Raw genomic sequence first — 24,793 nt, 5'->3', positions numbered from 1 at the left:
CTGGTTGGCTACGTTCGGGAGGGATAACCGCTGAAAGCATCTAAGCGGGAAGCCTGCTTCGAGATGAGGGCTCCCACCCACTTGATGGGGTAAGGCTCCCTGTAGACGACAGGGTTGATAGGCCAGATATGGAAGCCTTGTGAGAGGTGGAGTTGACTGGTACTAATAGGCCGAGGGCTTGTCCTCAGATGCTCGCGTCCACTGTGAAATTTTTTCTTCGATGACAACCTTTTAGTGTTTCGGTGGTCATGGCGGAGGGGAAACGCCCGGTTACATTCCGAACCCGGAAGCTAAGCCTTCCAGCGCCGATGGTACTGCATGGGGGACCGTGTGGGAGAGTAGGTCGCCGCCGAACAATTATTGATAGCAAGTGAGCCCTACCGGATATCCGGTAGGGCTCACTTGCGTTTGTGGGGACATTTCTTTCCCCCATTCCCGGGAACGGGGAAAGCGGGACGGGGGCCGGCTCGGTGGCGTATCACCACCAGCCCGAGAAGAGGAAGAACGTGCCCCGGAAGCCACGGGACGGGTCGTACCGGGCGCCGGCCGAGGGCTGGGGGCTGGGGCCTCCACCACCGTGACGGGGGAGCGTTCCGGGGGACTGCCGGGGCGGGGGAGGGGAGCGGCTGTCCGGCTGAGCGGGCCGCCCCTCCGCGCCTTTCCCCTCCGGGAGATGGTCAGAGGCGGCCGGCGGCCTTCAGCGCCAGGTAGGCGTCCGCCACCGCCGGGGGGAGATCGGCCGGCGGGGCCTCCACCACCGTGACGCCGAGCTGGGCCAGCCGGGCCTTCGTCCGGTGGCGTTCGGCCTCGTGCTGGGCCGCTGCCGCCGCCTCGTACACGGCGGGGGCGGTGCCCCGGGCCGTGCGCATCTCCTCGATCCGGGGGTCCGCCACCGCCGCGACCAGCACCGTGTGGCGCTGTGTCAGCTGCGGCAGCACCGGGAGCAGTCCCATCTCCACCGGTGCGGTGTCCAGGGACGTGAACAGCACGATCAGGGAGCGGCGCGGGGCGCCGGCCCGGGCTGCGGTGGCCAGGGCGTTCATGTCGCTCTCGATCAGCGCCGGTTCGAGCGGGGCCAGGGCCTGGACCACGGCCGGCAGCACGTCCTTGCCGGTGCGGCCCCGTACCGAGGCGCGGGTGCGGCGGTCGAAGGCCAGCAGGTCGACGCGGTCGCCGGCGTGGGCGGCCAGCGCGGTCAGCAGCAGGGTGGCGTCCATCGCCGCGTCCAGACGCGGGATGTCGCCGACCCGGCCGGCCGAGGTGCGGCCGGTGTCCAGGACGAGCAGGAGATGGCGGTCGCGTTCGGGCCGCCAGGTGCGGACGGCGACCGCGGACTGGCGGGCGGTGGCCCGCCAGTCGATGGAGCGGATGTCGTCGCCGGGCACGTAGTCGCGCAAACTGTCGAACTCGGTGCCCTCGCCGCGCAGCAGCACGCTGGTGCGGCCGTCGAGTTCGCGCAGCCGGGCCAGCTTGGACGGCAGGTGTTTGCGGCTGCTGAACGGCGGCAGGACCCGCACCGTACCGGGGACGTGGTGGCTGCCCTGGCGGGCAGCCAGTCCGAGCGGCCCGTGGGAGCGTACGGTCACCCGGGCCGCCTGCCGGTCGCCGCGGCGGGTGGGGTGGAGCACGGTGGTGACGCGGCGGCGTTCGCCGGCGGGGACGGTCAGGCGGTGGCGGGAGGCCGCGTACGCGCCGCCGGGCTGCCAGCTGCTGGGCGGCCAGGCATCGCGCAGCTCCGCCCGGAGGTCCCGGCCCGACGGGTTGGTGACGGTCAGTTCGACGTCCGCCGTCTCGCCGAGCCGGATGGACTGGGTGGCGGGCCGGGAGAGGTGCAGCGTACGGACCGGGGCGGCGCGCAGCAGGTCGTAGCCGATGGCGGCGAGCAGGGGCAGGCCGACGACGGCGATGCCGGTCCAGCCGGGCAGCAGCCCGGCGATCAGCGCGCCGAGGGCGGCGATGAGGGCGGTGCGTCCGGTCAGGGCCATCAGCGGGGAACCGGGACGTGTGCGAGGAGGCCGTTGATGACGGTGTCGGCGGTGATGCCCTCCATCTCGCTCTCCGGGCGCAGCCGGACGCGGTGCCGGAGGGTGGGCAGGGCGAGGGCCTTGACGTCGTCGGGGATGACGTAGGTGCGGCCGGAGAGCCAGGCCCAGGCGCGGGCGGTGGAGAGCAGGGCCTTGGCGCCGCGCGGGGAGACGCCGAGGGCGAGGGAGGGGGAGGTGCGGGTGGCGCGGCAGAGGTCCACGACGTAGCCGCTGATCTCGGGGGAGACGGTGACCTGGGCGACCTCGGCGCGGGCGGCGGCGAGTTCGTCCGGGCCTGCGACGGTGCGGACGCCGGCGGCGCCGAGGTCGCGGGGGTCGAAGCCGGCGGCGTGCCGGTTGAGGACGTCGACTTCCTGCTCGCGGGTGGGCAGCGGCAGGGTGAGCTTGAGGAGGAAGCGGTCGAGCTGTGCTTCGGGGAGGGGGTAGGTGCCCTCGTACTCGACGGGGTTCTGGGTGGCGGCGACGAGGAAGGGCTCGGGCAGCGGGCGGGGGGTGCCGTCGACGGAGACCTGGCGTTCCTCCATGGCCTCCAGGAGGGACGCCTGGGTCTTGGGCGGGGTGCGGTTGATCTCGTCGGCGAGGAGGAGGTTGGTGAAGACGGGGCCCGGCTGGAAGGAGAACTCGGCGGTGCGGGTGTCGTAGACGAGGGAGCCGGTGATGTCGGAGGGCATCAGGTCGGGGGTGAACTGGACGCGCTTGGTGTCGAGTTCGAGTGCGGTGGCGAGGGTCTTGACCAGCAGGGTCTTGGCGACGCCCGGGACGCCTTCGAGGAGGACGTGACCCTTGCAGAGCAGGGCGACGACGAGGCCGGTGACGGCGGCGTCCTGGCCGACGACGGCCTTGCCGATCTCGCCGCGCAGGGCTTCCAGGGCGGTGCGCGGGGAGGCGGGGGCGGGCTCGGCGGGTCCGGTCGGGCTGGTCACTGGCGCGGGTCCTTCGCGGTGTCGGTGGTGTCGGTGGTGTCGCTGGTCTTGGTGGTGTCGGTGGTCTCGGGGCGGTCGGGGGTGAGGCGGTTTTCCAGGGCGTCGAGGGCGTCGGCGAGGGCCACGAGCGCGGGGTCGTCGGCGGGTGGCGGGCCGAAGAGGAGCTGGTGCAGGTCGTGGCCGGGCTGCCCGGTGTGGGCGGCGAGGGCGGGGACCAGGGTGTCGGGGGTGTGGGCGGCTGCGGCGGGGAGGCCCACGCGGGGGGCGAGCCGGCCACGGGCGGCGGTGCGCAGGGCGTCGGCGGCGCGGTCGCGGGCGCCGTTGCGGTGGTAGAGCCGGGCGCGGCCCTCGGTGGTCTCGGCGGCGCGCACCGTGATGGGGAGCCGTTCGGTGAGGACGGGGCCCAGGCGCCGGCCGCGCCAGAAGGCGGCGAGGGCGGCGGCGATGGCGAGTTGCAGGGCGGCCCAGCGCCAGCCGGGGGCCATGAGCTGGGTGAGGCTGCGTTCGTCGTCGGAGCCGGGGGCTTCGGCGCCGGTGGGCAGGTACCAGACGAGGTGGTCGCGGGCGCCGAGGAGCTGGAGGGCGAGGGAGGCGTTGCCGTGGTCGGCCAGGCTCTGGTTGTGGAGGATGTCGGGGGCGCCGAGCAGGACGGTTTCGGTGGGGGCGCCGGCGTCGAGGGTGAGGAGGGTGGGCAGTCCCTCGTACGGGTAGCAGGCGAGGGTGGTGGGGTCGGTGGCCGGGTCGGTGGGCGGCAGGTAGCCGTAGCCGCCGAGTTGGGCGCTGCCGGCGCGGTCGGTGAGATCGGTGGTGCAGCCGGGGTCGAGTTCGCCGGTGGGGAGGTGCCCGATGGCCTCGGTGCCGGGGGCGAAGACGGCGGTGGTGCCGGGGCCCGCGGCGACGAGGACGGTGCGGGTGCCGGTGCGCTGGGTCGCGCGGTGCAGGGTCTCGCGGCGTTCGGGGGTGAAGTCTTCGGGGTGGGTGATGAGGAGGGTGGTGCCGGGGCGGAGGGCGGCCAGGGCTTCCTCGGAGGTGGTGGCGACGGTGATGTCGACGCCGTGGTCGGTGAGGAGCTGGTTGATGGCCCGGCTGCCGAGCGGGGCGGCGGAGGAGGGGTGGAGGGCGCTGTTGTCGCCGGAGCGGAGCAGGGCGAGGACGAGGCCGGTGAGGACGAGGACGGCGGCGGCGACGAGCAGGCCGCGGCTGCGGAGCCAGATGCGGCGGGCGGTGGGGGAGACGGAGCTGCCGGTGCCCGTGCCGGGGGTGTCGCCGGTCGCGGTCGCGGGCGCGGTGGTGGCGGGGCCGGTGCCGGGGCCGGTGCCGGTGGCGGTCATCGGGCGGCTCCGGTGAGGTCGGGCTTGGTGCGCAGCACGGTCGTGTCGAGGTCGCGCAGTTCGTGGTGGTCGGCGGGGGTGGCGTGGCGTCCGCCGTAGGTGACGGCGCCGAAGGTGGTGGCGGCGGCGCGCAGTCGGGGGGCGAGGGCGGGCATGACGCGGGCGGCTTCGTCGGCGGCTTCGCCCGCGGTGCGTCCGGGGCGGGTGTCGAGGAGGGCGCGTTCTTCGAGAGAGCGGACGAGGGCGCGCAGCTGTTCCTGGACGGCTTGGTCCCACTGTCCGGCCTGGGCGAAGTGTTCGGCGGCGGCGCGGTGTTCGGCGGCGGTGCGGGGGCGGTCGGTGAAGAGCGCGCCGGTGGCGGCGCCGCGTGCGGTGCGCAGGGCGCCGAGGCGCAGCCGGAGGGCGAGGAGGAGGCCGATGGCGAGGAGGGCGATGATCAGCAGGCCGAGCCAGCCGCCGGGGGCGTGGAAGGCGACGGATTCGAGGGCGCCGAAGACGCGGTCGATGACCCAGGTGAAGACGCGGCGGACGAGGCCGGGTTCGTGTTCGGCGTAGATCTGTTTCGAGAGTTCGCGTTCGGCCGCCTCGCGGGCGGCCTCGCGGCCGATGGTGAGGGGTGGTTCCGTCGCGCTGTCGCCGGCCGTGGCCAGGGTGTGGGCCATGGCCATGGCCGTGCCGGTGCTGTTCATGGTGTCGCTCTCCCCGTCGGCCCGTCCCCCCGCATGGTGTCAGCTTCCCGGCTGGGGGGTGATGCCCGCGGCGCGGGCCAGCTCCAGGTCGAGGGCTTCGCGGCGGATGCGCTGGTCGATGTAGAGGAGGGCGGTGACGCCGGCGCTGATGGGGAGGGTGATGGCGGAGGAGATGACGGCGCCGATGCCGGAGATCAGCAGGTAGGTCCAGGTGAGGTCGCTGAGGGAGCCGCTGATGAAGCTGTCGAAGCCGCCGTCGGAGCCGACGATTTCGGCGATGACGGTGAACGGGATGTCCAGCATGCCGGCGACGATGGTGACGAGCACGGTGATGAGCAGCTGGATGCCGAAGATGCGCCACCAGGAGTCGCTGACGAGCTTGTAGGAGCGGCGCAGGGCGGTGAAGACGCCCTGGCGTTCCAGCATCAGGGCGGGGGCGGCGAGGGAGAGCCGGACCCACAGCCAGACGGCGAGGACGATGCCGCCGATGAGGCCGAGGATGGCGATGGGGGGGCTGCCGAGGAGGACGCCGAGGAGGACGGGGACGGCGACGGCGGCGACCACGATGAGGCCGGTGAGCAGGGTGAGGCCGAGGAGGCGGTGGAGCTGGCGGCGGGAGTCGTCCCAGGCTTCGCCGAGGGTGACGCTGCGGCCGAGGACGGCGCGGCTGACGACGATGGTGAGCATGGCGGTGGCCAGGACGCTGCCGATGAGGGTGGCGATGCCGGCGACGGAGGAGAAGGCGCCGAGGTCGGCGAGGCCGTCGCGGAGTTCCTCGGTGGTGGGGTCGGGGTTGTTCTCCAGGGCGGCGAAGCCGGAGTTCTCGGAGAGCCACAGCTTCATGGCGACGCTGGAGAGCAGCTGGATGACGACGGCGATGCCGAGGGAGATGGCCAGGACGGTGCGCCAGTGGGCGCGGGCGGTGGAGACGGCGCCGTCGAGGATCTCGCCGAGGCCGAGCGGGCGCAGCGGGATGACGCCGGGTTTGGCGGCGTACTCGCGGGGGCCCCAGGCGGGGGGCGGTGCGCCCCAGCCGGCGGGGGGCTGCTGGCCGTAGCCGGGCTGCTGCCCGTACGGCGGCTGCTGGCCGTACGGGCCCTGCTGTCCGTACGGGGCCTGCGGGCCGGGCTGGGGCGGGACGCCGGGGCCGGCCGTCCAGCCCTGCGGCTGCGGCTGCGGCTGCGGCTGCTGCGGCTGCTGCTGGTGCGGGGGCGGAGCGGGTGCCGTGGTGCGGTCCGGGTCCTGCTCGGGCGGCTGGGAGCCGGGCGAGGTCCAGCCTGGCGCGTCACTCACGGCTTCGTACTCCTACGCTCGTATCGCTGGGTGTTTGTCGATTCAACGGGATCTGGATGCTCATGGTGCCACGGTGGTCCGCCGGGTGCTGCGGGCCGTGGTAGTTCCCGTACCCGGCTGGACAGCGGCCCGCTCGGGATGTGTTCCAGATCACGTTCGGGGAAGTCACGATCAGGGGATGGGATGATGAAGGCATGAAGGGACGCGTACTCGTCGTCGATGACGACACCGCGCTGGCGGAGATGCTGGGCATCGTGCTGCGCGGCGAGGGATTCGAACCGTCGTTCGTGGCAGATGGCGACAAGGCGCTGGCGGCCTTCCGGGAGATCAAGCCGGACCTGGTGCTGCTCGACCTCATGCTGCCCGGACGGGACGGCATCGAGGTGTGCCGGCTGATCCGGGGTGAATCCGGTGTGCCGATCGTCATGCTCACGGCGAAGAGCGACACGGTGGACGTCGTCGTCGGCCTGGAGTCCGGCGCGGACGACTACATCGTGAAGCCGTTCAAGCCCAAGGAACTGGTGGCACGGATCCGGGCGCGGCTGCGCCGGTCCGAGGAGCCCGCGCCCGAGCAGCTGGCCATCGGCGATCTGGTGATCGATGTGGCCGGGCACTCGGTGAAGCGCGGCGGGGCGACGATCTCGCTGACCCCGCTGGAGTTCGATCTGCTGGTGGCGCTGGCCCGCAAGCCGTGGCAGGTGTTCACCCGCGAGGTGCTGCTGGAGCAGGTGTGGGGGTACCGGCACGCGGCCGACACCCGCCTGGTGAACGTGCATGTGCAGCGGCTGCGCTCCAAGGTCGAGAAGGACCCGGAGCGCCCGGAGATCGTCGTGACCGTACGGGGGGTCGGGTACAAGGCCGGGGCTGCCTAGGTGGGCACCCGGCTGTGGCGGCGTGGATCCCGGCTGCTCCCCGAAGGGGCGACGAGCGGCCGGGCGCAGCCCGCGATACGGATATTCGGCCGGTGGGCGCGTGGCCCGCTGCTGCCGGTGCTGCGCCTGTGGCGCCGCAATATCCAGCTGCGGGTGGTGGCGACCACGCTGCTGATGTCGGTGGCGGTGGTGCTCGTGCTGGGCATCGTCGTCATGGGGCAGGTGCGCAACGGTCTGCTGGAGGCCAAGCGGCAGACGGCGATCAGCCAGGCGGACGGCGGGTTCGCGGTGGCGGAGGATCTGGCCGCCAGCGCGCCGGACAGCTCGGACCCGGGGGCGGGGCAGGCGGTCGATCCGGGGTCGTGGATCACCGGGATCGTGGAGCAGCTGGCGTCCGGCGGCCAGGGCGTGTACTCGGTGGTGGCGCTCAGCTCGCAGCTGTCGTCCACCCCGTTCGTGAGTGAGGCGGGCCCGGCGCTGCGCGGGCCGCGGGCCTCGGCCGACATCCGGCCGGAGGAGAGCATCCCGGCGGAGCTGCGGCAGGCGCTGGACCGCGATCCGGCCACGCACCGGCAGTACGGGACGATCGTGCGGCCGGACGGCAGCTCCGAGGCGGCGCTGATCGTGGGGCGGCGGCTGACGGACAACGAGAACGGCCAGTACCAGCTGTACTACCTCTTCCCGTTCACGCAGGAGGAGAAGTCGCTCAGCCTGGTGATGGGGACCATCGCGACGGCCGGGATCTTCCTGGTGGTGCTGCTGGGCGCGATCGCCTGGGTGGTGGTGCGGCAGGTGGTGACGCCGGTGCGGATGGCGGCCGGGATCGCCGAGCGGCTGGCGGCCGGGCGGCTCATGGAGCGGATGAAGGTCTCCGGCGAGGACGACATCGCCCGGCTCGGTGAGTCGTTCAACAAGATGGCCCGCAATCTCCAGCTGAAGATCTCCCAGCTGGAGGAACTCTCCCGGATGCAGCGCCGCTTCGTGTCGGATGTGTCGCACGAGCTGCGGACCCCGCTGACGACGGTGCGGATGGCGGCCGAGGTCATCCACGAGGCGCGCGAGGAGTTCGACCCGGTGACGGCGCGCTCGGCGGAGCTGCTGCTGGGGCAGGTCGAGCGGTTCGAGTCGCTGCTTGCGGATCTGCTGGAGATCAGCAGGTTCGACGCGGGCGCCGCGAGCCTGGAGGCGGACCACAGCGATCTGCGGGACGTGGTGCACCGGGTGGTCGAGGGCGCGGAGCCGCTGGCGGAGCGCAAGGGCAGCCGGCTGCTGGTGCGCGGCGCGGAGCGGCCGGTGGTGGCCGAGGTGGACGCGCGGCGGATCGAGCGGGTGCTGCGCAATCTGGTGGTCAACGCCATCGAGCACGGCGAGGGCCGTGACGTGGTGGTGCGGCTCGCGGAGGGCGAGGACGGTACGGCGGTGGCGCTCGCGGTGCGCGACTACGGGATCGGGCTCGGCGAGGGCGAGGCGGAGCGGGTGTTCAACCGGTTCTGGCGGGCGGACCCGGCCCGGGCCCGTACCACCGGGGGCACCGGGCTCGGCCTGTCGATCGCGATCGAGGACGCCCGGCTGCACGGCGGCCGGCTGGAGGCGTGGGGCGAGCCGGGCCGCGGGGCGCAGTTCCGGCTGACGCTGCCGAAGGCGGCGGGCGGCGTGCTGCGCGGTTCCCCGCTGCCGCTGGAGCCGGCGGACGCGCGGCGGGTGGCGGCGATCCCGGCGCAGGGCCGGGGCGGTACGCAGGCGCGGGCCGGTGCGCCGGCCGGCCGGACGGCGGAGCCCGGGGAGGACAGTGGCCGTGGCAGGTGAGCGGTGGCGCGGGGGTGTGCGGTCGTTGGGGCTGCTGCTGGCCGGCGGGTTGCTGGTGGGCGGCTGCGCCTCGATGCCCTCCAGCGGTCCGGTGCAGCGGGTGGAGACGGCTGACCGGGCGGAGAACGAGTCGCCGGTGCGGATCTTCGGGGTCTCGCCGCAGGAGAACGCGACGCAGCAGCAGATCGTCCGGGGTTTCCTGGAGGCGATCACCAGCGACGAGGCGCAGTTCGACACGGCGCGCGAGTATCTGACGCCGCAGCGGCAGCAGGTGTGGGACCCGTTCGCGAGTACGACGGTGCTGGCGTCGGGGCCGGACACCACCAGCCGGCTCCCGGAGGGCGAGCAGCCGGGCGAGGGGCAGGACGCGGGCGCCGAGCAGGTGGCGCAGACGGCGGTGGTGGAGCTGAGCGGCACGTTGCTGGCGACGGTGGACACCGCGCACGGCTACACCCCGCAGGAGGGTGCCTACCAGGCGTCGTTCCGGCTGAAGCGGGTCGAGGGCGAGTGGCGGATCGACGAGCTGCCGGACGGGCTCGTGATGAGCGCGGCCGACTTCCAGCGCAACTACCACTCCGTGAACACGTTCTATTACGCCGATCTGGGGCCCGAGTCCGGCAAGGCCGGGGAGCTGGGCCAGACGCTGGTCGCCGACCCGATCTACGTACGGTGGCGCATCGACCCCATCGGGGAGGCGGTCGGCGAGCTGCTGTCCGGCCCCGGCGAGTGGCTGGCGCCGGTGGCGCGCACCGAGTTCCCGCAGGAGGCCGGGCTGGTCCCGGAGCGCAACGCCATCGTCATGGACTCCGGGGTGCTGACGGTGGCCCTCACCGGCGTGGACCCCGGGGTGAACCGCGACCGCTGCGAGCTGATGGGAGCGCAGCTGCTGCACACCGTGCAGGCGCAGTACTCGGGCGAGGTCTCCGAGGTACGGCTGACCGACCCCGCCGGCACCCGGCTGTGCGCGCTCTCCCGGGCCGAGGCGAAGAACCTGGCGCCCGGCCTGCTGGACGCGCGCTCGGGCAGCTCGTACTACCTGGACGAGGAGGACCGGCTGATCACCGTGCCCGACGTGGACGCCGAGCCGCAGCCGGTCACCGGGGCGCTGGGGCAGGGCACGGTGCCGCTGCGGGAGGCGGCGGTCAGCCGGGACGAGAACCGGGCCGCCGGGGTCACCGAGGACGGCACCGCGCTGCTGGTCACCGAGATGTGGGGCACCGACCCGGTGCCCGAGGCGCTGCCGCTGAGCGCCGCGCCCGGCGCGGAGGCCGGGCTGTCCCGGCCCAGCTGGGACGGGCTCGGCGATCTGTGGGTCGCCGACCGCGACCCGGCGAACCCGCGGCTGCTGCGGCTGTCGGGCGGGGTGGGCACCCCGCAGGAGGTGCCGGTGCCGGACCTGCCGGCCGGCCGGTACATCGAATCGGTGCGGGTCTCCTCGGACGGTGTGCGGATCGCGATGCTGCTGGCCGGGGACGACGACACCTCCACGCTGTGGCTGGGGCGGATCCACCGCGCCGCCGTCGGGGAGGCCGTCGAGGTGTCGGTGCAGGGGCTGCGCGCGGTGACGCCGGTGCTGGAGAAGGTGACGGCCCTCTCGTGGGCCGGGGTCAGCCGGCTGGTGGTCGTGGGCCGCCCGGCCGACGGCGCGGAGCAGTTGCAGTACCTGGGCACCGACGGGTCGCCGGTGGCGTCCTCCAACACCCCTGGCCTCAACGATGTGACCGGGGTGGCCGCGTCCGAGAACGACACGCTGCCGCTGCTGGCCGAGACCGGCGACCGGATCGTCCGGCTCCAGGACCGCAGCCAGTGGAAGCTGGTGACCGATCGGGGGTCCGCGCCGTTCTACCCGGGGTAGGGCCGGAGAACCCGGCCCGCGCGGGCGGGACGGTGGAGCGGTGGAGACCTTGCGGGGCCTGTGGCGGGAGCTGGGCGGCCTGGTGCTGCCCGCCGTCTGTGCCGGCTGCGGTACGGCACGGGCGGTGCTGTGCGGGGGCTGCCGGGCCCTGCTGTGCGGGGCGGGCGCCGTGCCGCGCCCCGTGCGGCCCGTGCCGGAGCCGGCGGGGCTTCCGGTGGTGTACGCCGCGGTGGAGTACGCGGGGCCGCCCAGGGCCGTGCTGCTGGCGCACAAGGAGCGGGGCGCGCTGTCCCTGGCCGCGCCGCTGGGCCGGGCGCTGGCGCTGAGCGTAGGGGCGGTGCGGGCGGACGGCGACCGGACGGCGCGGCCGGGTACGGGCCGGGTGCTGGCGCTGGTACCGGTGCCGTCGGCGCGGGCGGCCACCGCGCGGCGCGGGCACGACCCGGTGCGCCGGATCGCGCTGGCCGCGGCGGCGAGGCTGCGGCGCGAGGGGTGCGCGGTGCGGGTGCTGCCGGTGCTGCGGCAGACGCGGGCGGTGGCCGATCAGGCGGGTCTCGGCGCGGGGGCACGCAGGGCCAATCTGGCGGGCGCACTGACGGCGGAGGGTGGCCGGGCGCTGCCGGCGGGTGATCCGGTGGTGCTGGTGGACGACGTGGTGACCACCGGGGCGTCCCTGGCCGAGGCCGCGCGGGCGGTCCGGGCGGCGGGCGGCCGGCTGCTGGGCGCGGCGGTGGTCGCGGGGACACGGAGTGCCCCTGGGGAACGTGGGTAGGGAACTACGCGTTGGTAAGGGTGCCGAGAGTGCGCCATTGGAGGTACGTTCGAAACAAGGCGTGGTGGTACCAACCACCGTAAAAGTTCATATTCGTTCTGTACCAAGGGAGCCGCTTCGCCGGCGCAGGCGGGGCGTTCCGGGAACGGAGTTCTGCGTGGACATCGTCGTCAAGGGCCGCAAGACCGAGGTGCCGGAGCGATTCCGGCGGCACGTGGCCGACAAGCTGAAGCTGGACCGCATCCAGAAATTCGACGGCAAGGTGACCAGCCTCGACGTGGAAGTGTCCAAGGAGCACAACCCACGCCAGGCAGACCGTTCCGACCGGGTGGAGATCACCCTGCGCCACCGCGGGCCCGTGGTCCGCGCCGAGGCGTCGGCGGCCGATCCCTACGGCGCGCTCGACCTGGCCGTCGAGAAGCTGGAAGCCCGGTTGCGCAGGCAGCACGACAAGCGCAAGTGCCGTCGCGGCAAGGGGCGCATCCCCGCCAGTGAGGTGGGGGCGGCCGTCCGCGACGCGGCGGTGATCAACGACGAGGGCGAGCTGGAGGTCGGCCCACGGGAGCCGGAGGAGCCCGCGGTGCCGGTGCGCCGCGCGGGCTCGATCGTCGTCCAGGGCGACGGGCCGCTCGTCGTCCGGGAGAAGACCCACACGGCCGCCCCCATGTCGCTGGAACAGGCGCTGGAGGAGATGGAGCTGGTGGGCCACGACTTCTATCTGTTCGTGGACATCGACACCAAGCTGCCGAGCGTGGTCTACCGGCGGCACGGGTACGACTACGGCGTGATCCACCTGGAGGGTGACCCGCTGGCCGAGCAGGCCCCGGTCGGCGCGGGAGCGGTGCTGGGCGGCTGAGGCCGCTCCGAGGGGCGCCCCCGGGCCGGATCGTGGATCCGGCGGGGGCGTCCGTCATGGAATCATGGGCGTGCCAACCGGCTTACGGTGGCCATCCGTTGTCCGGTGGGCGGTACCGGCCTGTGCAGGGGGATACGACGATGGTGGACGGCTTCGGACCCGTGATGCCCCGCACCGGGCCGGCGCGGGAGCGGCGGGTCCTGCCGGACGGCGCGCCGGAGACGGAGAGTACGGACGGTATGGACGGTGTGCCCACCCGCCGGGAGCCGATCCGGGTGCTGGTCGTGGACGACCACGAGCTGTTCCGGCGCGGTCTGGAGATCGTGCTGGCGCAGGAGGAGGACATCCAGGTCATCGGGGAGGCCGGGGACGGCGCCGAGGCCGTGGAGAAGGCCGCCGACCTGCTGCCCGACATCGTGCTGATGGATGTGCGGATGCCGCGCCGGGGCGGGATCGAGGCGTGCACCTCGATCAAGGAGGTGGCCCCCAGCGCGCGGATCATCATGCTGACGATCAGCGACGAGGAAGCCGATCTCTATGACGCGATCAAGGCCGGGGCGACCGGGTATCTGCTGAAGGAGATCTCCACCGACGAGGTGACCGCCGCGATCCGGGCGGTGGCGGACGGTCAGTCGCAGATCAGCCCGTCGATGGCGGCCAAGCTGCTCACCGAGTTCAAGTCGATGATCCAGCGCACCGACGAGCGGCGGCTGGTCCCGGCGCCCAAGCTCACCGACCGGGAGCTGGAGGTGCTGAAGCTGGTGGCCACCGGGAAGAACAACCGGGACATCGCCAAGGCGCTGTTCATCTCCGAGAACACCGTGAAGAACCATGTGCGCAACATCCTGGAGAAGCTGCAGCTGCACTCCAGGATGGAGGCCGTGGTGTACGCGATGCGGGAGAAGATCCTGGATCTGGAGACCGGCTAGAACGCCCCCTTACCGGTAGGCGGCGCGGAAGGCCGCGGCCAGCTCGCGTTCCAGCGGGACGTGCAACTCCTCGGGGGTGGTGCGCTCCACCCGGACCGCCTCGGCGCCCACCCAGGACGCCGCCTCCACCAGGGCCTCGGCCATCGCCGGCACCGACTTCGCGGCCCGCTCGGGGCCGCCCTCGAACGCGGCGTGCCGGGCGACGAGCGTGGCGCCCTCGCGGGCCGGGTCCACCCGGCCCAGCAGCCGGCCGCCGGACAGCAGGGGCATGGCGAAGTAGCCGTAGACGCGGCGCGGCCGGGGCACGTACGCCTCCAGCCGGTGCACGAAGCCGAAGATCCGCTCGGTGCGGGCGCGGTCCCAGATCAGCGAGTCGAACGGGGAGAGCAGCGTGGTGCGGTGCCGGCCGCGCGGCGCGCTCTCCAGGGCCCGCGGGTCGGCCCAGACCCGGTGCCGGCCCTCCGCGCGTCCGCCCGCCGGGGCCCAGCCGTCCACCGTGACCTCCACCAGGCCGGAGTCCGCGACGACCGAGGCGACCTGGGCGGTCTTCAGCCGGTGGTAGTCGGCCAGGTCGGCCTGGGTGGCCACGCCGAGCGCGGCGCCCGCCTGGGCGACCAGCCGGCGCAGACAGGCGGCGTCGTCCAGGTCGTCGTGCAGCAGCGCGTCGGGGACGGCCCGCTCGGCCAGGTCGTACACCCGCTTCCAGCCGCGGCGCTCGACACACACCACCTCCCCGAACATGAGTGCCCGCTCGACGGCGACCTTGGCGTCGCTCCAGTCCCACCAGGGGCCGCCGTTCTTCGCGCCGCCCAGCTCGGTGGCGGTCAGCGGGCCCTCCGCGCGCAGCTGGTCCACGACCCGCTGGTACACGCCCTCGGGCAGCCCGTGGTACCAGGACTCGCGCGCGCGGAAGGCGCGGCGCCGGAAGGCGAACAGCGGCCACTCCTCGATGGGCAGCACGCACGCGGCGTGCGACCAGTACTCGAACGAGGTGCCGCCCGACCAGTACGCCTCCTCCACCGCCTGCCGGCCGACCGCGCCCAGCCGCGCGTACGGCAGCAGTTCGTGCGAGCGGGCCAGCACCGAGATGGTGTCGAGCTGGATCTGACCGAGGTGGCGCAGGACGCCGCGCACCCCGGCCCGGCGGTCCACCGCGCCGAGCAGTCCCTGGGCGCGCAGCGCGATCCGGCGGGCCTCATCGGCGGTCAGGCGGGCAGGAGCAACAGTCATGGTGGCGATCGTAGGGCCGACCACTGACAGTCGCGTCGGCGCTCGCATACCATGGCCGGTGCGGCGGGGCCATTCTCGCTGTGCCCGCGTCCCAGCAGGCCCGACCCAAGGAGACCAGCCCTCGTGTCCGTCTTCAACAAGCTCATGCGTGCAGGCGAAGGCAAGATCCTGCGCAAGCTGCACCGCATCGCCGCTCAGGTGAATTCCATTGAAGAGGACTTCCTTGATCTCTCCGACGCGGAGCTGCGGGCGCTGACCGACGAGTACAAGGAGCGCCTGGCCCAGGGCGAGTCGCTCGACGATCTGCTCCCCGAGGCGTTCGCCACGGTCCGGGAGGCCGCCAAGCGGGTGCTGGGCCAGCGGCACTACGACGTGCAGCTGATGGGGGGCGCAGCGCTGCACCTCGGGTATGTCGCGGAGATGAAGACCGGTGAGGGCAAGACGCTGGTCGGTACGCTGCCCACGTATCTGAACGCGCTGTCCGGCAAGGGCGTGCACCTGATCACGACCAACGACTACCTGGCGCAGCGCGACTCGGAGTGGATGGGCCGCGTCCACCGCTTCCTGGGCCTGGAGGTCGGCTGCATCACGGCCGGGATGACCCCGGCGCAGCGGCGGGCGCAGTACGCGTGCGACATCACCTACGGCACGAACAACGAGTTCGGCTTCGACTACCTGCGCGACAACATGGCGTGGTCGAAGGACGAACTCGTGCAGCGCGGCCACAACTTCGCGGTGGTGGACGAGGTCGACTCGATCCTCATCGACGAGGCGCGGACCCCGCTGATCATCTCCGGCCCCGCCGACCAGGCGACGAAGTGGTACGCGGACTTCGCGAAGCTGGTCAAGCGGCTGGAGAAGGGCGAGGCGGCGGTGCCCTCGCGGCAGCAGCCGGAGACCGGCGACTACGACGTGGACGAGAAGAAGCGCACGGTCGCCATCCATGACGCGGGGGTCAGCAAGGTCGAGGACTGGCTGGGCATCGACAACCTGTACGAGTCGGTGAACACGCCGCTGGTCGGCTACCTCAACAACGCGATCAAGGCCAAGGAGCTCTACAAGAACGACAAGGACTACGTCGTCATCGACGGCGAGGTCGTGATCGTCGACGAGCACACCGGCCGTATCCTCGCGGGCCGCCGCTACAACGAGGGCATGCACCAGGCCATCGAGGCCAAGGAGGGGGTGAAGATCAAGGACGAGAACCAGACGCTCGCCAAGATCACCCTCCAGAACTACTTCCGCCTGTACAGCAAGCTGTCGGGCATGACCGGTACGGCGATGACCGAGGCCGCCGAGTTCCACCAGATCTACAAGCTGGGTGTGGTGCCGATCCCGACCAACCGGGGGATGGCGCGGGTCGACCAGGCGGACCTGATCTACCGCACCGAGGTCGCCAAGTTCAACGCGGTGGTCGAGGACATCGTGGAGAAGCACCGCACCGGGCAGCCGGTGCTGGTGGGTACGACGTCGGTGGAGAAGTCGGAGTACCTGTCCCAGCAGCTGAACAAGCGCGGGGTGCGGCACGAGGTGCTGAACGCGAAGAACCACGAGCGGGAGGCGGCGATCGTCGCCAAGGCCGGCCGCAAGGGCGCGGTCACGGTGGCCACCAACATGGCCGGCCGCGGTACCGACATCAAGCTCGGCGGCAACCCGGACGACATCGCCGAGGCGGAGCTGCGCAAGCGCGGCCTGGACCCGGTGGAGCACGTCGAGGAGTGGGCGGCGGCGCTGCCGCAGGCGCTGGAGCGGGCCGAGAAGGCCGTCGAGGACGAGTTCCAGGAGGTCAAGGAGCTGGGCGGGCTCTACGTCCTGGGCACCGAGCGGCACGAGTCGCGGCGTATCGACAACCAGCTGCGCGGCCGGTCCGGACGTCAGGGCGACCCGGGCGAGTCGCGGTTCTACCTGTCGCTGGGCGATGACCTGATGCGGCTGTTCAAGGCGCAGATGGTGGAGCGGGTCATGGCGATGGCCAATGTGCCCGACGACGTGCCGATCGAGAACAAGATGGTGACCCGGGCGATCGCCTCCGCGCAGGGCCAGGTCGAGCAGCAGAACTTCGAGATCCGCAAGAACGTCCTCAAGTACGACGAGGTGCTGAACCGGCAGCGCGAGGTCATCTACGGCGAGCGCCGCCGGGTCCTGGAGGGCGAGGACCTGCACGAGCAGATCCGCTTCTTCATGGACGACACCATCGACGCCTACGTCCAGGCGGAGACCGTGGAGGGCTTCGCCGAGGAGTGGGACATGGACCGGCTGTGGGGCGCGTTCAAGCAGCTCTACCCGGTGAAGATCTCGGTGGAGGACCTGGAGGACGAGGCGGGCGGCCGGGACGGGCTGACGCCGGAGTTCATCGCGGAGTCCATCAAGGAGGACATCCACAAGCAGTACGACGCCCGCGAGGAGGAGCTGGGCTCCGAGGTGATGCGGGAGCTGGAGCGGCGCGTGGTGCTCTCGGTGCTGGACCGCAAGTGGCGCGAGCACCTGTACGAGATGGACTACCTCCAGGAGGGCATCGGTCTGCGCGCGATGGCGCAGCGTGACCCGGTGGTGGAGTTCCAGCGCGAGGGCTTCGACATGTTCACGGCCATGATGGACGGGATCAAGGAGGAGTCGGTCGGCTACCTGTTCAACCTGGAGGTCCAGGTGGAGCGGAAGGTCGAGCAGGTGCCGGTCCAGGCGGCGGCGCCGGGCGCGGCGGCCGGTGGTGCTGCCGGTGGTGCGGCGCCGAAGATCCTGGCCAAGGGCCTGGAAGCGCCGAAGCGGGCGGACCGGCTGCGGCTGTCGGCGCCGTCGGTGGACGGCGAGGGCGGTGTCGTGGAGAGCGATGTCGTCACCGGTGGCGACCAGCCGGCGACGGGTGGCCGGGCGGACCGCCGGAAGGCCCAGAAGGGCGGCCGGCGCCGCAAGAAGTGACGCACGGGCCGCGGCAGCGGTGACGAGGGGCGGCGGGGCCGGCGGAAGCCGGTACCGCCGCCCCTCCGGCGTGCGGGGGCGGTGTACGGGGGCGGTGTTGCGGTGCCGGGCCGCTGTTCCCGGCCCGGCCGGCCCGGCCGGTTCAGCGGCGGCTGCCGTCGATGCGGCGGGCGGGCGGGGCGGTGGGATGCGGCGGGTCCTGGTGCCCGGGGTGCATCGTGTCCAGCTCCAGCGCCGCGCACCGCCAGTTGCCCGGGGCGGCCTCCTCCAGGCGGAAGGCGATGGCCCGGGTGCGGTCGCCCTCCGTCACCCGGGCGAACGCTTCGAGCACCCCGGAGGCCGGGCTGGTGGCGTCCACCCGGCGCAGCACCGGGATGCCCCAGCTGCCCAGCGGCGGATGGTCGGCGGCGCGGGCCAGCGCCTCGTACGCCTCGGGCGTGGTGTGGCCCATCAGCAGGTGGACGGGCCGGCGCCCGCTGAGGATCAGCAGCAGCCGTTCGGCGAACCAGCGCGGCGGCCCGACGGCGGTGCCGCCCCTGCGGGGCAGCGGTACGCCGGGGCGCCGGGAGTCGGTGCGCCGGGTGCGGGGCGCGGGCCCCGCACCGGTACGGCGGCGTCGGTCGATCCTGCTCGGCCCGGTGGTGGTACGCACGCCGCCCCCTGTATCTACTCACGAGTAACTATGACGCAGTGTAGTCAGCCGACAGCGGAGCGGCAAGGCGTACCCTGGGATCGCACCCGTCAAGTCCTGTGATGAAAGCGGCAGTCCATGCGCGTCTACCTCCCCCTCACCCTCCCCGGGCTCGCCGCCCTGCACCGGACGGGAGAACGGGGACCCGCGCCGCTGGCCGCCGTCGCCGTCACCCCCGCGCTGCGCGCCTGGTACGGAGGGGACGCGGACGAGGAGGAACTGGAGTACGCCGCGCTCGGCGAAGCCGCCGACGCCTCGCTGCGGCTGCTCGCCGCCGACCCCGCCGCGCCCCGGCGCCGTGTCGTCCTCGCCGCCGAGGTCCCCGACCGCGCCGTCGTACCCGGCACCGACCCCGGCGCACCCGGCGCCGTCATCCTCACCGCGCCCGTCCCGCTGGCCCGGCTCGCCGCCGTCCACCTCGACTCCGCCACCGCCGAACCCGACATCGCCGCCGCCCTCGCAGGCGGTACGGACGCCGACGACCCCGGCCACGAACTGCTCTGGTACGGCGTCCAGGAGATCCCCCACCTCCTCCCTTAACGGCTCGCACCGCCCGGCGCCGCCCCGTACCGTCGGAACCATGCTTGTGGACACCCAGACCGCCGCCCCGCACCGGGCCGCCCACATCGTGTGGGACTGGAACGGCACCCTCCTGCACGACACCGACGTCGTCGTCGAGTCCGTCAACGCCTGCCTCGCCGTCTTCGAGGCCGGACCCATCACCGTGGAGCGCTACCGCGACGAGTACTGCGTCCCCATACCCCGCTTCTACCAGCGTCTCCTCGGCCGCGAGCTGAGCGGCCCCGAGTGGGAACGGCTCGACGGCGCCTTCCAGCGGCACTACGCCCAGCACGCCGGCCGCGCCGCGCTCACCGAGGGCGCCACCGACCTGCTGCTCTCCTGGCAGCGCGCCGGCCACACCCAGTCGCTGTGCTCCCTCGCCCTGCACGACCAGCTCACCCCGCTGGTCACCCGGCTCGGCATCGCCGGCCACTTCACCCGCGTCGACGGCAGCACCGGCGAGGGCAACAGGACCGGCAAGGCCGAGCAGATGGCCCGTCACCTGGCCGCCCTCGGCTCCGTCCCCCCGGAGCGCACCGTCGTCATCGGCGACGCCACCGACGACGCGCTGGCCGCCGCGCACATCGGGGCGCACGCCGTGTTGTATACAGGCGGATCGCACAGCCGCCGCAGCCTCCAACGCGCCGGGGTCCCCGTCGTGGACAGCCTCGCGGACGCGGTCGCCCTGGCAGCGGAACTGGCCGCATGAGCGGCGCCGGGTCGCGCGGCGCGCCGTGCGCCCCGACCCGGCCCTGTACTGCGATTTTGTTCACACCGTTCTCATCCGCTCGTCCCATCGGGGGCGATAGCCTTGCCTACGTGATCAGTGCGATATCGGCAGGAGGCGGTGCCGCCTCCCCTCGGGGCCCGGTTCACGGGGCGAGGTCCGCCACTGATCCGTTCTGCCGGGAGCATCCGTCACGTGAGACCGAGCGCTGCCCGGTGACCGTTTCCCGACGTCACGCAACGGCGCGCGACAGGAGCCTGAGGACATGCACACCAAGCTGGATGAAGCCAAAGCCGCGCGGCTGGCACAGGCCGCCGAGGTAGGGGTGGGGGAGCAGGGCCCGGCCGGCATGGACGCCGCGGCCTTCTCGGCCTACCTCCAGCGGTACTACCAGTACATCTCGCCCGAGGACGTCAGCGGACGCGAGCCCGTCGACCTCTACGGCGCCGCCCGCGCCCATCTGCGGCTCGCCGCCACCCGCCCGCAGGGCACGGCCAATGTGCGGGTCTACACCCCCACGGTCGACGAGATGGGCTGGACGTGCAGCCACACGGTGGTCGAAGTCGTCACCGACGACATGCCGTTCCTGGTGGACTCGGTCACCAACGAACTGTCCCGCCAGGAACGCGGCATCCACATCGTGATCCACCCCCAGGTGATCGTGCGCCGCGACGTCACCGGCAAGCTGCTGGAAGTCCTCGACGCCGGCCGTGACCCGTTCGGCCCCGCCGCCACCACCTACGACCCGGCCGAACTCCCCGACGACGCCGTCACCGAGTCCTGGATCCACGTCGAGATCGACCGCGAGACCGACCGCGACGACCTCGTCCGCATCGAGACCGACCTGCGCCGCGTCCTCGGCGACGTGCGCGAAGCCGTCGAGGACTGGCAGAAGATGCGCGGCGCCGCGCTGCGCATCGCCGACGAACTGCCCGCCGAGCCCGGGGCCGACGAACTGCGCACCCAGGAGGTGGAGGAGGCCCGCGAACTGCTGCGCTGGCTGGCCGCCGACCACTTCACCTTCCTCGGCTACCGCGAGTACGAACTGACCCGGCACGACGGCGCCGAGCACGACGAACTGCGCGCCGTCCCCGGCAGCGGCCTGGGCATCCTGCGCTCCGACCCGCAGCACTACCCCGACGGCCACCCCGCCTACCCCGAGCCGCTGAACCCCTCCGCCTCGCCCGCCTTCGCCCGGCTGTCGCCCTCCGCGCGCGCCAAGGCCCGCGAGCCCCGGCTGCTCATCCTCACCAAGGCCAACAGCCGCGCCACCGTGCACCGCCCCTCCTACCTCGACTACATCGGGGTGAAGAAGTTCGACGCGGACGGCCGGGTCATCGGCGAACGGCGCTTCCTCGGCCTGTTCTCGTCCGCCGCCTACACCGAGTCCGTGCGCCGGGTGCCCGTCATCCGCCGCAAGGTCTCCGAAGTGCTGTCGGCCGCCGGCTTCGCGCCCGACTCGCACAGCGGACGCGACCTGCTCCAGATCCTGGAGACCTACCCGCGCGACGAACTCTTCCAGACCGGCGTCGAGACACTGCGCTCCATCGCCACCGCCGTCCTGCACCTCCAGGAACGCCGCCGGCTGCGGCTGTTCCTGCGCCAGGACGAGTACGGCCGGTACTACTCGGCGCTCGTCTACCTGCCGCGCGACCGGTACACCACCTCGGTACGCATCCGCCTCATCGACATCCTCACCGAGGAACTGGGCGGATCCTCCGTCGACTTCACCGCCTGGAACACCGAATCGGTGCTCTCCCGGCTGCACTTCGTCATCCGCGTCGAACCCGGCACCGAACTGCCCGAGCTGACCGAGACGGACATCGACCGCATCGAGGCCCGGCTGGCCGAGGCGTCCCGGTCCTGGAGCGACGGCTTCACCGACGCGCTCCTCGCCGAGTGCGGCGAGGAGCAGGCCGCCGAGCTGGGCCGCCGCTACTACAACGCCTTCCCCGAGGGCTACAAGGCGGACTTCCCGCCGCGCGCCGCCGTCGCCGACCTCCAGTACGTCCTCGGGCTGCGGCCCGGCGAACCCGGCGCCGACTTCGCCCTCAACCTGTACGAGCCCGTCGGCGCCGCGACCGGCGAACGCCGCTTCAAGATCTACCGGCGCGGCGAACCCGTCTCGCTCTCCGCCGTCCTGCCGGTGCTCCAGCACCTCGGCGTCGAGGTCGTCGACGAGCGCCCCTACGAACTGCGGCCCACCGACGGCGCCACCGCCTGGATCTACGACTTCGGGCTGCGCATCCCCGAACCGCTGGCCCCGCTGCTCGGCGGCGACGCCCGCGAACGCGTCCAGGAGGCGTTCGCCGCCGCCTGGACCGGGCAGACCGAGAACGACGGCATCAACGCCCTGGTCATCTCCGCCGGACTCACCTGGCGGCAGGCCATGGTGCTGCGCGCCTACTCCCGCTACCTGTGGCAGGCCGGCGCCCGCTTCGCCCGGGAGACCATGGAGGCCACCCTCCGCCGCAACGTCCACACCACCCGGCTGCTCGTCTCGCTGTTCGAGGCCCGGCTCTCCCCGCAGCGCATCAGCGCCGGACGCGAGCTGACCGACGGCCTGCTGGAGGAGCTGGACGGCGCGCTGGAGCAGGTCGTCAACCTCGATGAGGACCGCATCCTGCGGGCGTTCCTCACCGTCATCAAGGCCACCCTGCGCTGCAACTACTTCCAGCTCGACGACGAGGGCAACCCGCACCCGTACCTCTCCCTCAAACTCGACCCGCAGGCCATCCCCGACCTGCCGCAGCCGCGCCCCGCCTACGAGATCTGGGTCTACTCGCCCCGGGTCGAGGGCGTCCACCTGCGGTTCGGGAAGGTCGCGCGCGGCGGGCTGCGCTGGTCGGACCGCAAGGAGGACTTCCGCACCGAGATCCTGGGCCTGGTCAAGGCGCAGGAGGTCAAGAACACGGTGATCGTGCCGGTCGGCGCCAAGGGCGGCTTCGTCGGCAAGCAGCTGCCCAGCCCCGCCGAGGACCGCGACGCCTGGCTGGCGGAGGGCATCGCCTGCTACAAGACGTTCATCAGCGGCCTGCTCGACATCACCGACAACCTGGTGGACGGCAAGGTCACCCCGCCGCGCGACGTCGTGCGGCACGACGGCGACGACACCTACCTGGTGGTCGCGGCCGACAAGGGAACCGCCACCTTCTCCGACATCGCCAACGAGGTCGCGCAGTCCTACGGCTTCTGGCTCGGCGACGCGTTCGCCTCCGGCGGCTCGGCCGGCTACGACCACAAGGGCATGGGCATCACCGCGCGCGGCGCCTGGGAGTCCGTCAAGCGGCACTTCCGGCAGCTGGGCCACGACACCCAGACCCAGGACTTCACCGTCGCCGGGATCGGCGACATGTCCGGCGACGTGTTCGGCAACGGCATGCTGCTGTCGCGGCACATCCGGCTGGTGGCCGCCTTCGACCACCGGCACATCTTCCTCGACCCCGACCCGGACGCGGCGACCGGCTACGCGGAACGGCAGCGGCTGTTCGACCTGCCGCGCTCCTCGTGGGCCGACTACAACACCGAACTGCTCTCCAAGGGCGGCGGGATCCACGCCCGTTCGGCCAAGTCCATCGCCATCACCCCGCAGGTGCGGACCGCCCTCGGCATCAGCCCCGGCATCGTGTCGATGACCCCGGCCGAGCTGATGAAGGCGATCCTCAAGGCGCCGGTCGACCTGCTGTGGAACGGCGGCATCGGCACGTACGTCAAGTCCTCCGCCGAGACGCACGCCGACGTCGGCGACAAGGCGAACGACGCCATCCGCATCGACGGCCGCGACGTGCGCGCCCGCGTCATCGGCGAGGGCGGCAACCTCGGCCTCACCCAGCGCGGCCGGATCGAGTACGCCCAGTCCGGCGGCCGGTGCAACACCGACGCCATCGACAACAGCGCCGGCGTGGACACCTCCGACCACGAGGTCAACATCAAGATCCTGCTGAACTCGCTGGTCGCCGGCGGCGATCTGACGATCAAGCAGCGCAACACCCTGCTGGCCGCCATGACCGACGAGGTCGCCGAACTGGTGCTGCGCAACAACTACGCGCAGAACGTCGCCCTCTCCAACAGCGAGGCCAACGCCCCCGGGCTGCTCCTCGCCCACCAGCGGCTCATGCGCAAGCTGACGGCCGACGGGCGGCTGGACCGGGCGCTGGAGTTCCTGCCCGACGACGAGGAGATCTGGGAGCGGCGCGCGGCCGGCAAGGGCCTCACCCAGCCCGAACTCTCCGTCCTGCTCGCCTACGCCAAGCTCTCGGTCACCGCCGACCTCATCGGCAGCGACCTGCCGGACGACCCGTACGTGAAGCGGCTGCTGGCGCAGTACTTCCCGACCGCGCTGCGCGAGCGGTTCCCCGAGCGCATCGAGGGCCACACGCTGCGCCGCGAGATCATCACCACCCTGCTGGTCAACGACACCGTCAACACCGGCGGCAGCTCGTTCGTCCAGCGGATGGGCGAGGAGAGCGGCGCCTCCACCGAGGAGATCATCCGCGCGCACACCGCGTCGCGGGCGATCTTCGGCCTCAACGCCATCTGGGACGCGGCCGAACGGCTCGACAACCAGGTCGCCGCCGACGTCGTCACCCGGCTGCGGCTGCACTCGCGCCGGCTGGTCGAGCGCGGCGCGCGCTGGCTGCTCAACAACCGGCCGCAGCCGCTCCAGCTGGCCGACACCATCGAACTCTTCGAGGAGCGGGTCGGCCGGGTCTGGGCCGAGCTGCCGAAGCTGCTGCGCGGCCAGGACCTGGAATGGCACGGCAAAATGTTCGACGAGCTGGTGGACAACGGCGTCCCGGCGGACCTGGCCCAGCAGGTGGCCGGGTTCTCGGCGGCGTTCTCCGCCCTGGACATCGTGGCGGTCGCCGACCGCAGCGGCCGTGAACTGTTCGACGTGGCCGAGGTGTACTACCACCTCAGCGACCAGCTCGGCATCTCCCAGCTCCAGGACCGCATCAGCGAACTGCCGCGGGCCGACCGCTGGCAGTCCATGGCGCGCACCGCGATCCGCGAGGACCTCTACGCGGCCCACCAGCTGATCGCGGCCGACGTCCTGGCGGCGGGCGAGGCCGAGGCCGGGCCGGAGGAACTGTACGCGGCCTGGGCCGGCCGGCACGCGGCGATCCTCACCCGGGCGCGGGCCACGCTGCGCGAGATCCAGTCCTCGGATTCCTTCGATCTGGCGAACCTGTCGGTGGCGATGCGGACCATGCGGACGCTGCTGCGCAGCAACCGCTGACCGGCACCGCCGCGCCGGACGGCACCTGGGGCGGCCGGCACCTGAGTACCCGTACTCA

General features: G+C 72.6%; 17 protein-coding genes and 2 rRNA genes. 12 read left to right on the top strand and 7 right to left on the bottom strand.

Annotated features, from left to right (window positions below; translation table 11 throughout):
* Together BM385_RS19120 and rrf are read left to right on the top strand one after the other, a co-directional pair.
* A 23S ribosomal RNA gene (locus BM385_RS19120) occupies positions 1–186 on the top strand; the annotation flags it as partial.
* Positions 187–238: 52 nt separating this feature from the next.
* Positions 239–355 (top strand): 5S ribosomal RNA (gene rrf, locus BM385_RS19115).
* A 322-nt stretch (positions 356–677) separates the two neighbouring features.
* Here the strand turns inward: rrf and BM385_RS19110 are convergent.
* The 5 genes from BM385_RS19110 to BM385_RS19090 are packed head-to-tail and all read right to left on the bottom strand — an operon-like array spanning position 678 to position 6,281.
* Positions 678–1,985, bottom strand: coding sequence for a DUF58 domain-containing protein (locus BM385_RS19110; protein WP_019435180.1), 1,308 nt, complete (start codon positions 1,983–1,985; stop codon positions 678–680).
* Positions 1,985–2,968 (bottom strand): AAA family ATPase, encoded by a 984-nt coding sequence (locus BM385_RS19105; protein WP_019435181.1) that lies wholly within the window; start codon positions 2,966–2,968, stop codon positions 1,985–1,987. The genes BM385_RS19110 and BM385_RS19105 overlap by 1 nt, the downstream gene beginning before the upstream one ends.
* On the bottom strand, positions 2,965–4,299 hold the full coding sequence (locus BM385_RS19100) for a DUF4350 domain-containing protein (protein WP_093843804.1): 1,335 nt from the start codon (positions 4,297–4,299) through the stop codon (positions 2,965–2,967). Before BM385_RS19100 ends, BM385_RS19105 begins: the two co-directional genes overlap by 4 nt.
* A complete protein-coding gene (locus BM385_RS19095) occupies positions 4,296–4,988 on the bottom strand; it encodes a DUF4129 domain-containing protein (RefSeq protein ID WP_019435183.1) in 693 nt (230 codons plus the stop codon). Before BM385_RS19095 ends, BM385_RS19100 begins: the two co-directional genes overlap by 4 nt.
* Positions 4,989–5,027: 39 nt before the next feature.
* Positions 5,028–6,281, bottom strand: a complete 1,254-nt coding sequence (locus BM385_RS19090; RefSeq protein ID WP_093843803.1) for a DUF7544 domain-containing protein — start codon at positions 6,279–6,281, stop codon at positions 5,028–5,030.
* Between the two features lie 194 nt (positions 6,282–6,475).
* On the opposite strand from BM385_RS19090, the gene mtrA reads away from it, so the two are divergent.
* The 6 genes from mtrA (at position 6,476) to BM385_RS19060 (ending at position 13,371) form a co-directional block, all read left to right on the top strand.
* Complete coding sequence (gene mtrA / locus BM385_RS19085; protein WP_019435185.1) at positions 6,476–7,153, top strand: two-component system response regulator MtrA; 678 nt, start codon at positions 6,476–6,478, stop codon at positions 7,151–7,153.
* Complete coding sequence (gene mtrB / locus BM385_RS19080) at positions 7,154–8,959, top strand: MtrAB system histidine kinase MtrB (RefSeq protein ID WP_093843802.1); 1,806 nt, start codon at positions 7,154–7,156, stop codon at positions 8,957–8,959.
* A complete protein-coding gene (locus BM385_RS19075; RefSeq protein ID WP_139275205.1) occupies positions 8,949–10,814 on the top strand; it encodes an LpqB family beta-propeller domain-containing protein in 1,866 nt (621 codons plus the stop codon). Before mtrB ends, BM385_RS19075 begins: the two co-directional genes overlap by 11 nt.
* A 49-nt stretch (positions 10,815–10,863) precedes the next feature.
* A complete protein-coding gene (locus BM385_RS19070) occupies positions 10,864–11,586 on the top strand; it encodes a ComF family protein (RefSeq protein WP_037756385.1) in 723 nt (240 codons plus the stop codon).
* 157 nt (positions 11,587–11,743) lie between these two features.
* Positions 11,744–12,442, top strand: coding sequence for a ribosome hibernation-promoting factor, HPF/YfiA family (hpf, locus tag BM385_RS19065; protein WP_019435189.1), 699 nt, complete (start codon positions 11,744–11,746; stop codon positions 12,440–12,442).
* A 140-nt stretch (positions 12,443–12,582) separates the two neighbouring features.
* Positions 12,583–13,371 carry a response regulator gene (locus BM385_RS19060; protein ID WP_175543039.1) on the top strand — a complete coding sequence of 263 codons (789 nt, stop codon included), beginning with the start codon at positions 12,583–12,585 and terminating at the stop codon, positions 13,369–13,371.
* Between the two features lie 9 nt (positions 13,372–13,380).
* Here BM385_RS19060 and BM385_RS19055 read toward each other — a convergent pair whose 3' ends face one another.
* Positions 13,381–14,601, bottom strand: coding sequence for a winged helix-turn-helix domain-containing protein (locus tag BM385_RS19055; RefSeq protein ID WP_093843799.1), 1,221 nt, complete (start codon positions 14,599–14,601; stop codon positions 13,381–13,383).
* A 123-nt stretch (positions 14,602–14,724) separates the two neighbouring features.
* Here BM385_RS19055 and secA point away from each other — a divergent pair, with 123 nt between their 5' ends.
* Positions 14,725–17,517, top strand: a complete 2,793-nt coding sequence (gene secA / locus BM385_RS19050; RefSeq protein ID WP_093843798.1) for a preprotein translocase subunit SecA — start codon at positions 14,725–14,727, stop codon at positions 17,515–17,517.
* 142 nt (positions 17,518–17,659) lie between these two features.
* Here the strand turns inward: secA and BM385_RS19045 are convergent, their stop codons facing one another.
* A complete protein-coding gene (locus BM385_RS19045) occupies positions 17,660–18,169 on the bottom strand; it encodes an Rv3235 family protein (protein ID WP_107407827.1) in 510 nt (169 codons plus the stop codon).
* Between the two features lie 117 nt (positions 18,170–18,286).
* On the opposite strand from BM385_RS19045, the gene BM385_RS19040 reads away from it, so the two are divergent.
* The 3 genes from BM385_RS19040 to BM385_RS19030 all read left to right on the top strand — a co-directional run bounded on the left by BM385_RS19040 (position 18,287) and on the right by BM385_RS19030 (position 24,735).
* Positions 18,287–18,748 carry a DUF6912 family protein gene (locus tag BM385_RS19040; protein ID WP_093843797.1) on the top strand — a complete coding sequence of 154 codons (462 nt, stop codon included), beginning with the start codon at positions 18,287–18,289 and terminating at the stop codon, positions 18,746–18,748.
* Positions 18,749–18,788: 40 nt separating this feature from the next.
* Complete coding sequence (locus BM385_RS19035; protein ID WP_093843796.1) at positions 18,789–19,478, top strand: HAD family hydrolase; 690 nt, start codon at positions 18,789–18,791, stop codon at positions 19,476–19,478.
* A 283-nt stretch (positions 19,479–19,761) separates the two neighbouring features.
* Positions 19,762–24,735: an NAD-glutamate dehydrogenase gene (locus BM385_RS19030; RefSeq protein WP_093843795.1), complete on the top strand. Its 4,974-nt coding sequence runs from the start codon at positions 19,762–19,764 to the stop codon at positions 24,733–24,735.
* The last annotated feature ends 58 nt before the right edge of the window (positions 24,736–24,793 follow it).

The organism is Streptomyces harbinensis (assembly GCF_900116145.1).
Classification (GTDB): Bacteria; Actinomycetota; Actinomycetes; order Streptomycetales; family Streptomycetaceae; genus Streptomyces; species Streptomyces carpaticus.
The sequence above is the reverse complement of the archived record's forward strand: the minus strand, read 5'-3'. Positions and strand labels throughout refer to the sequence as shown.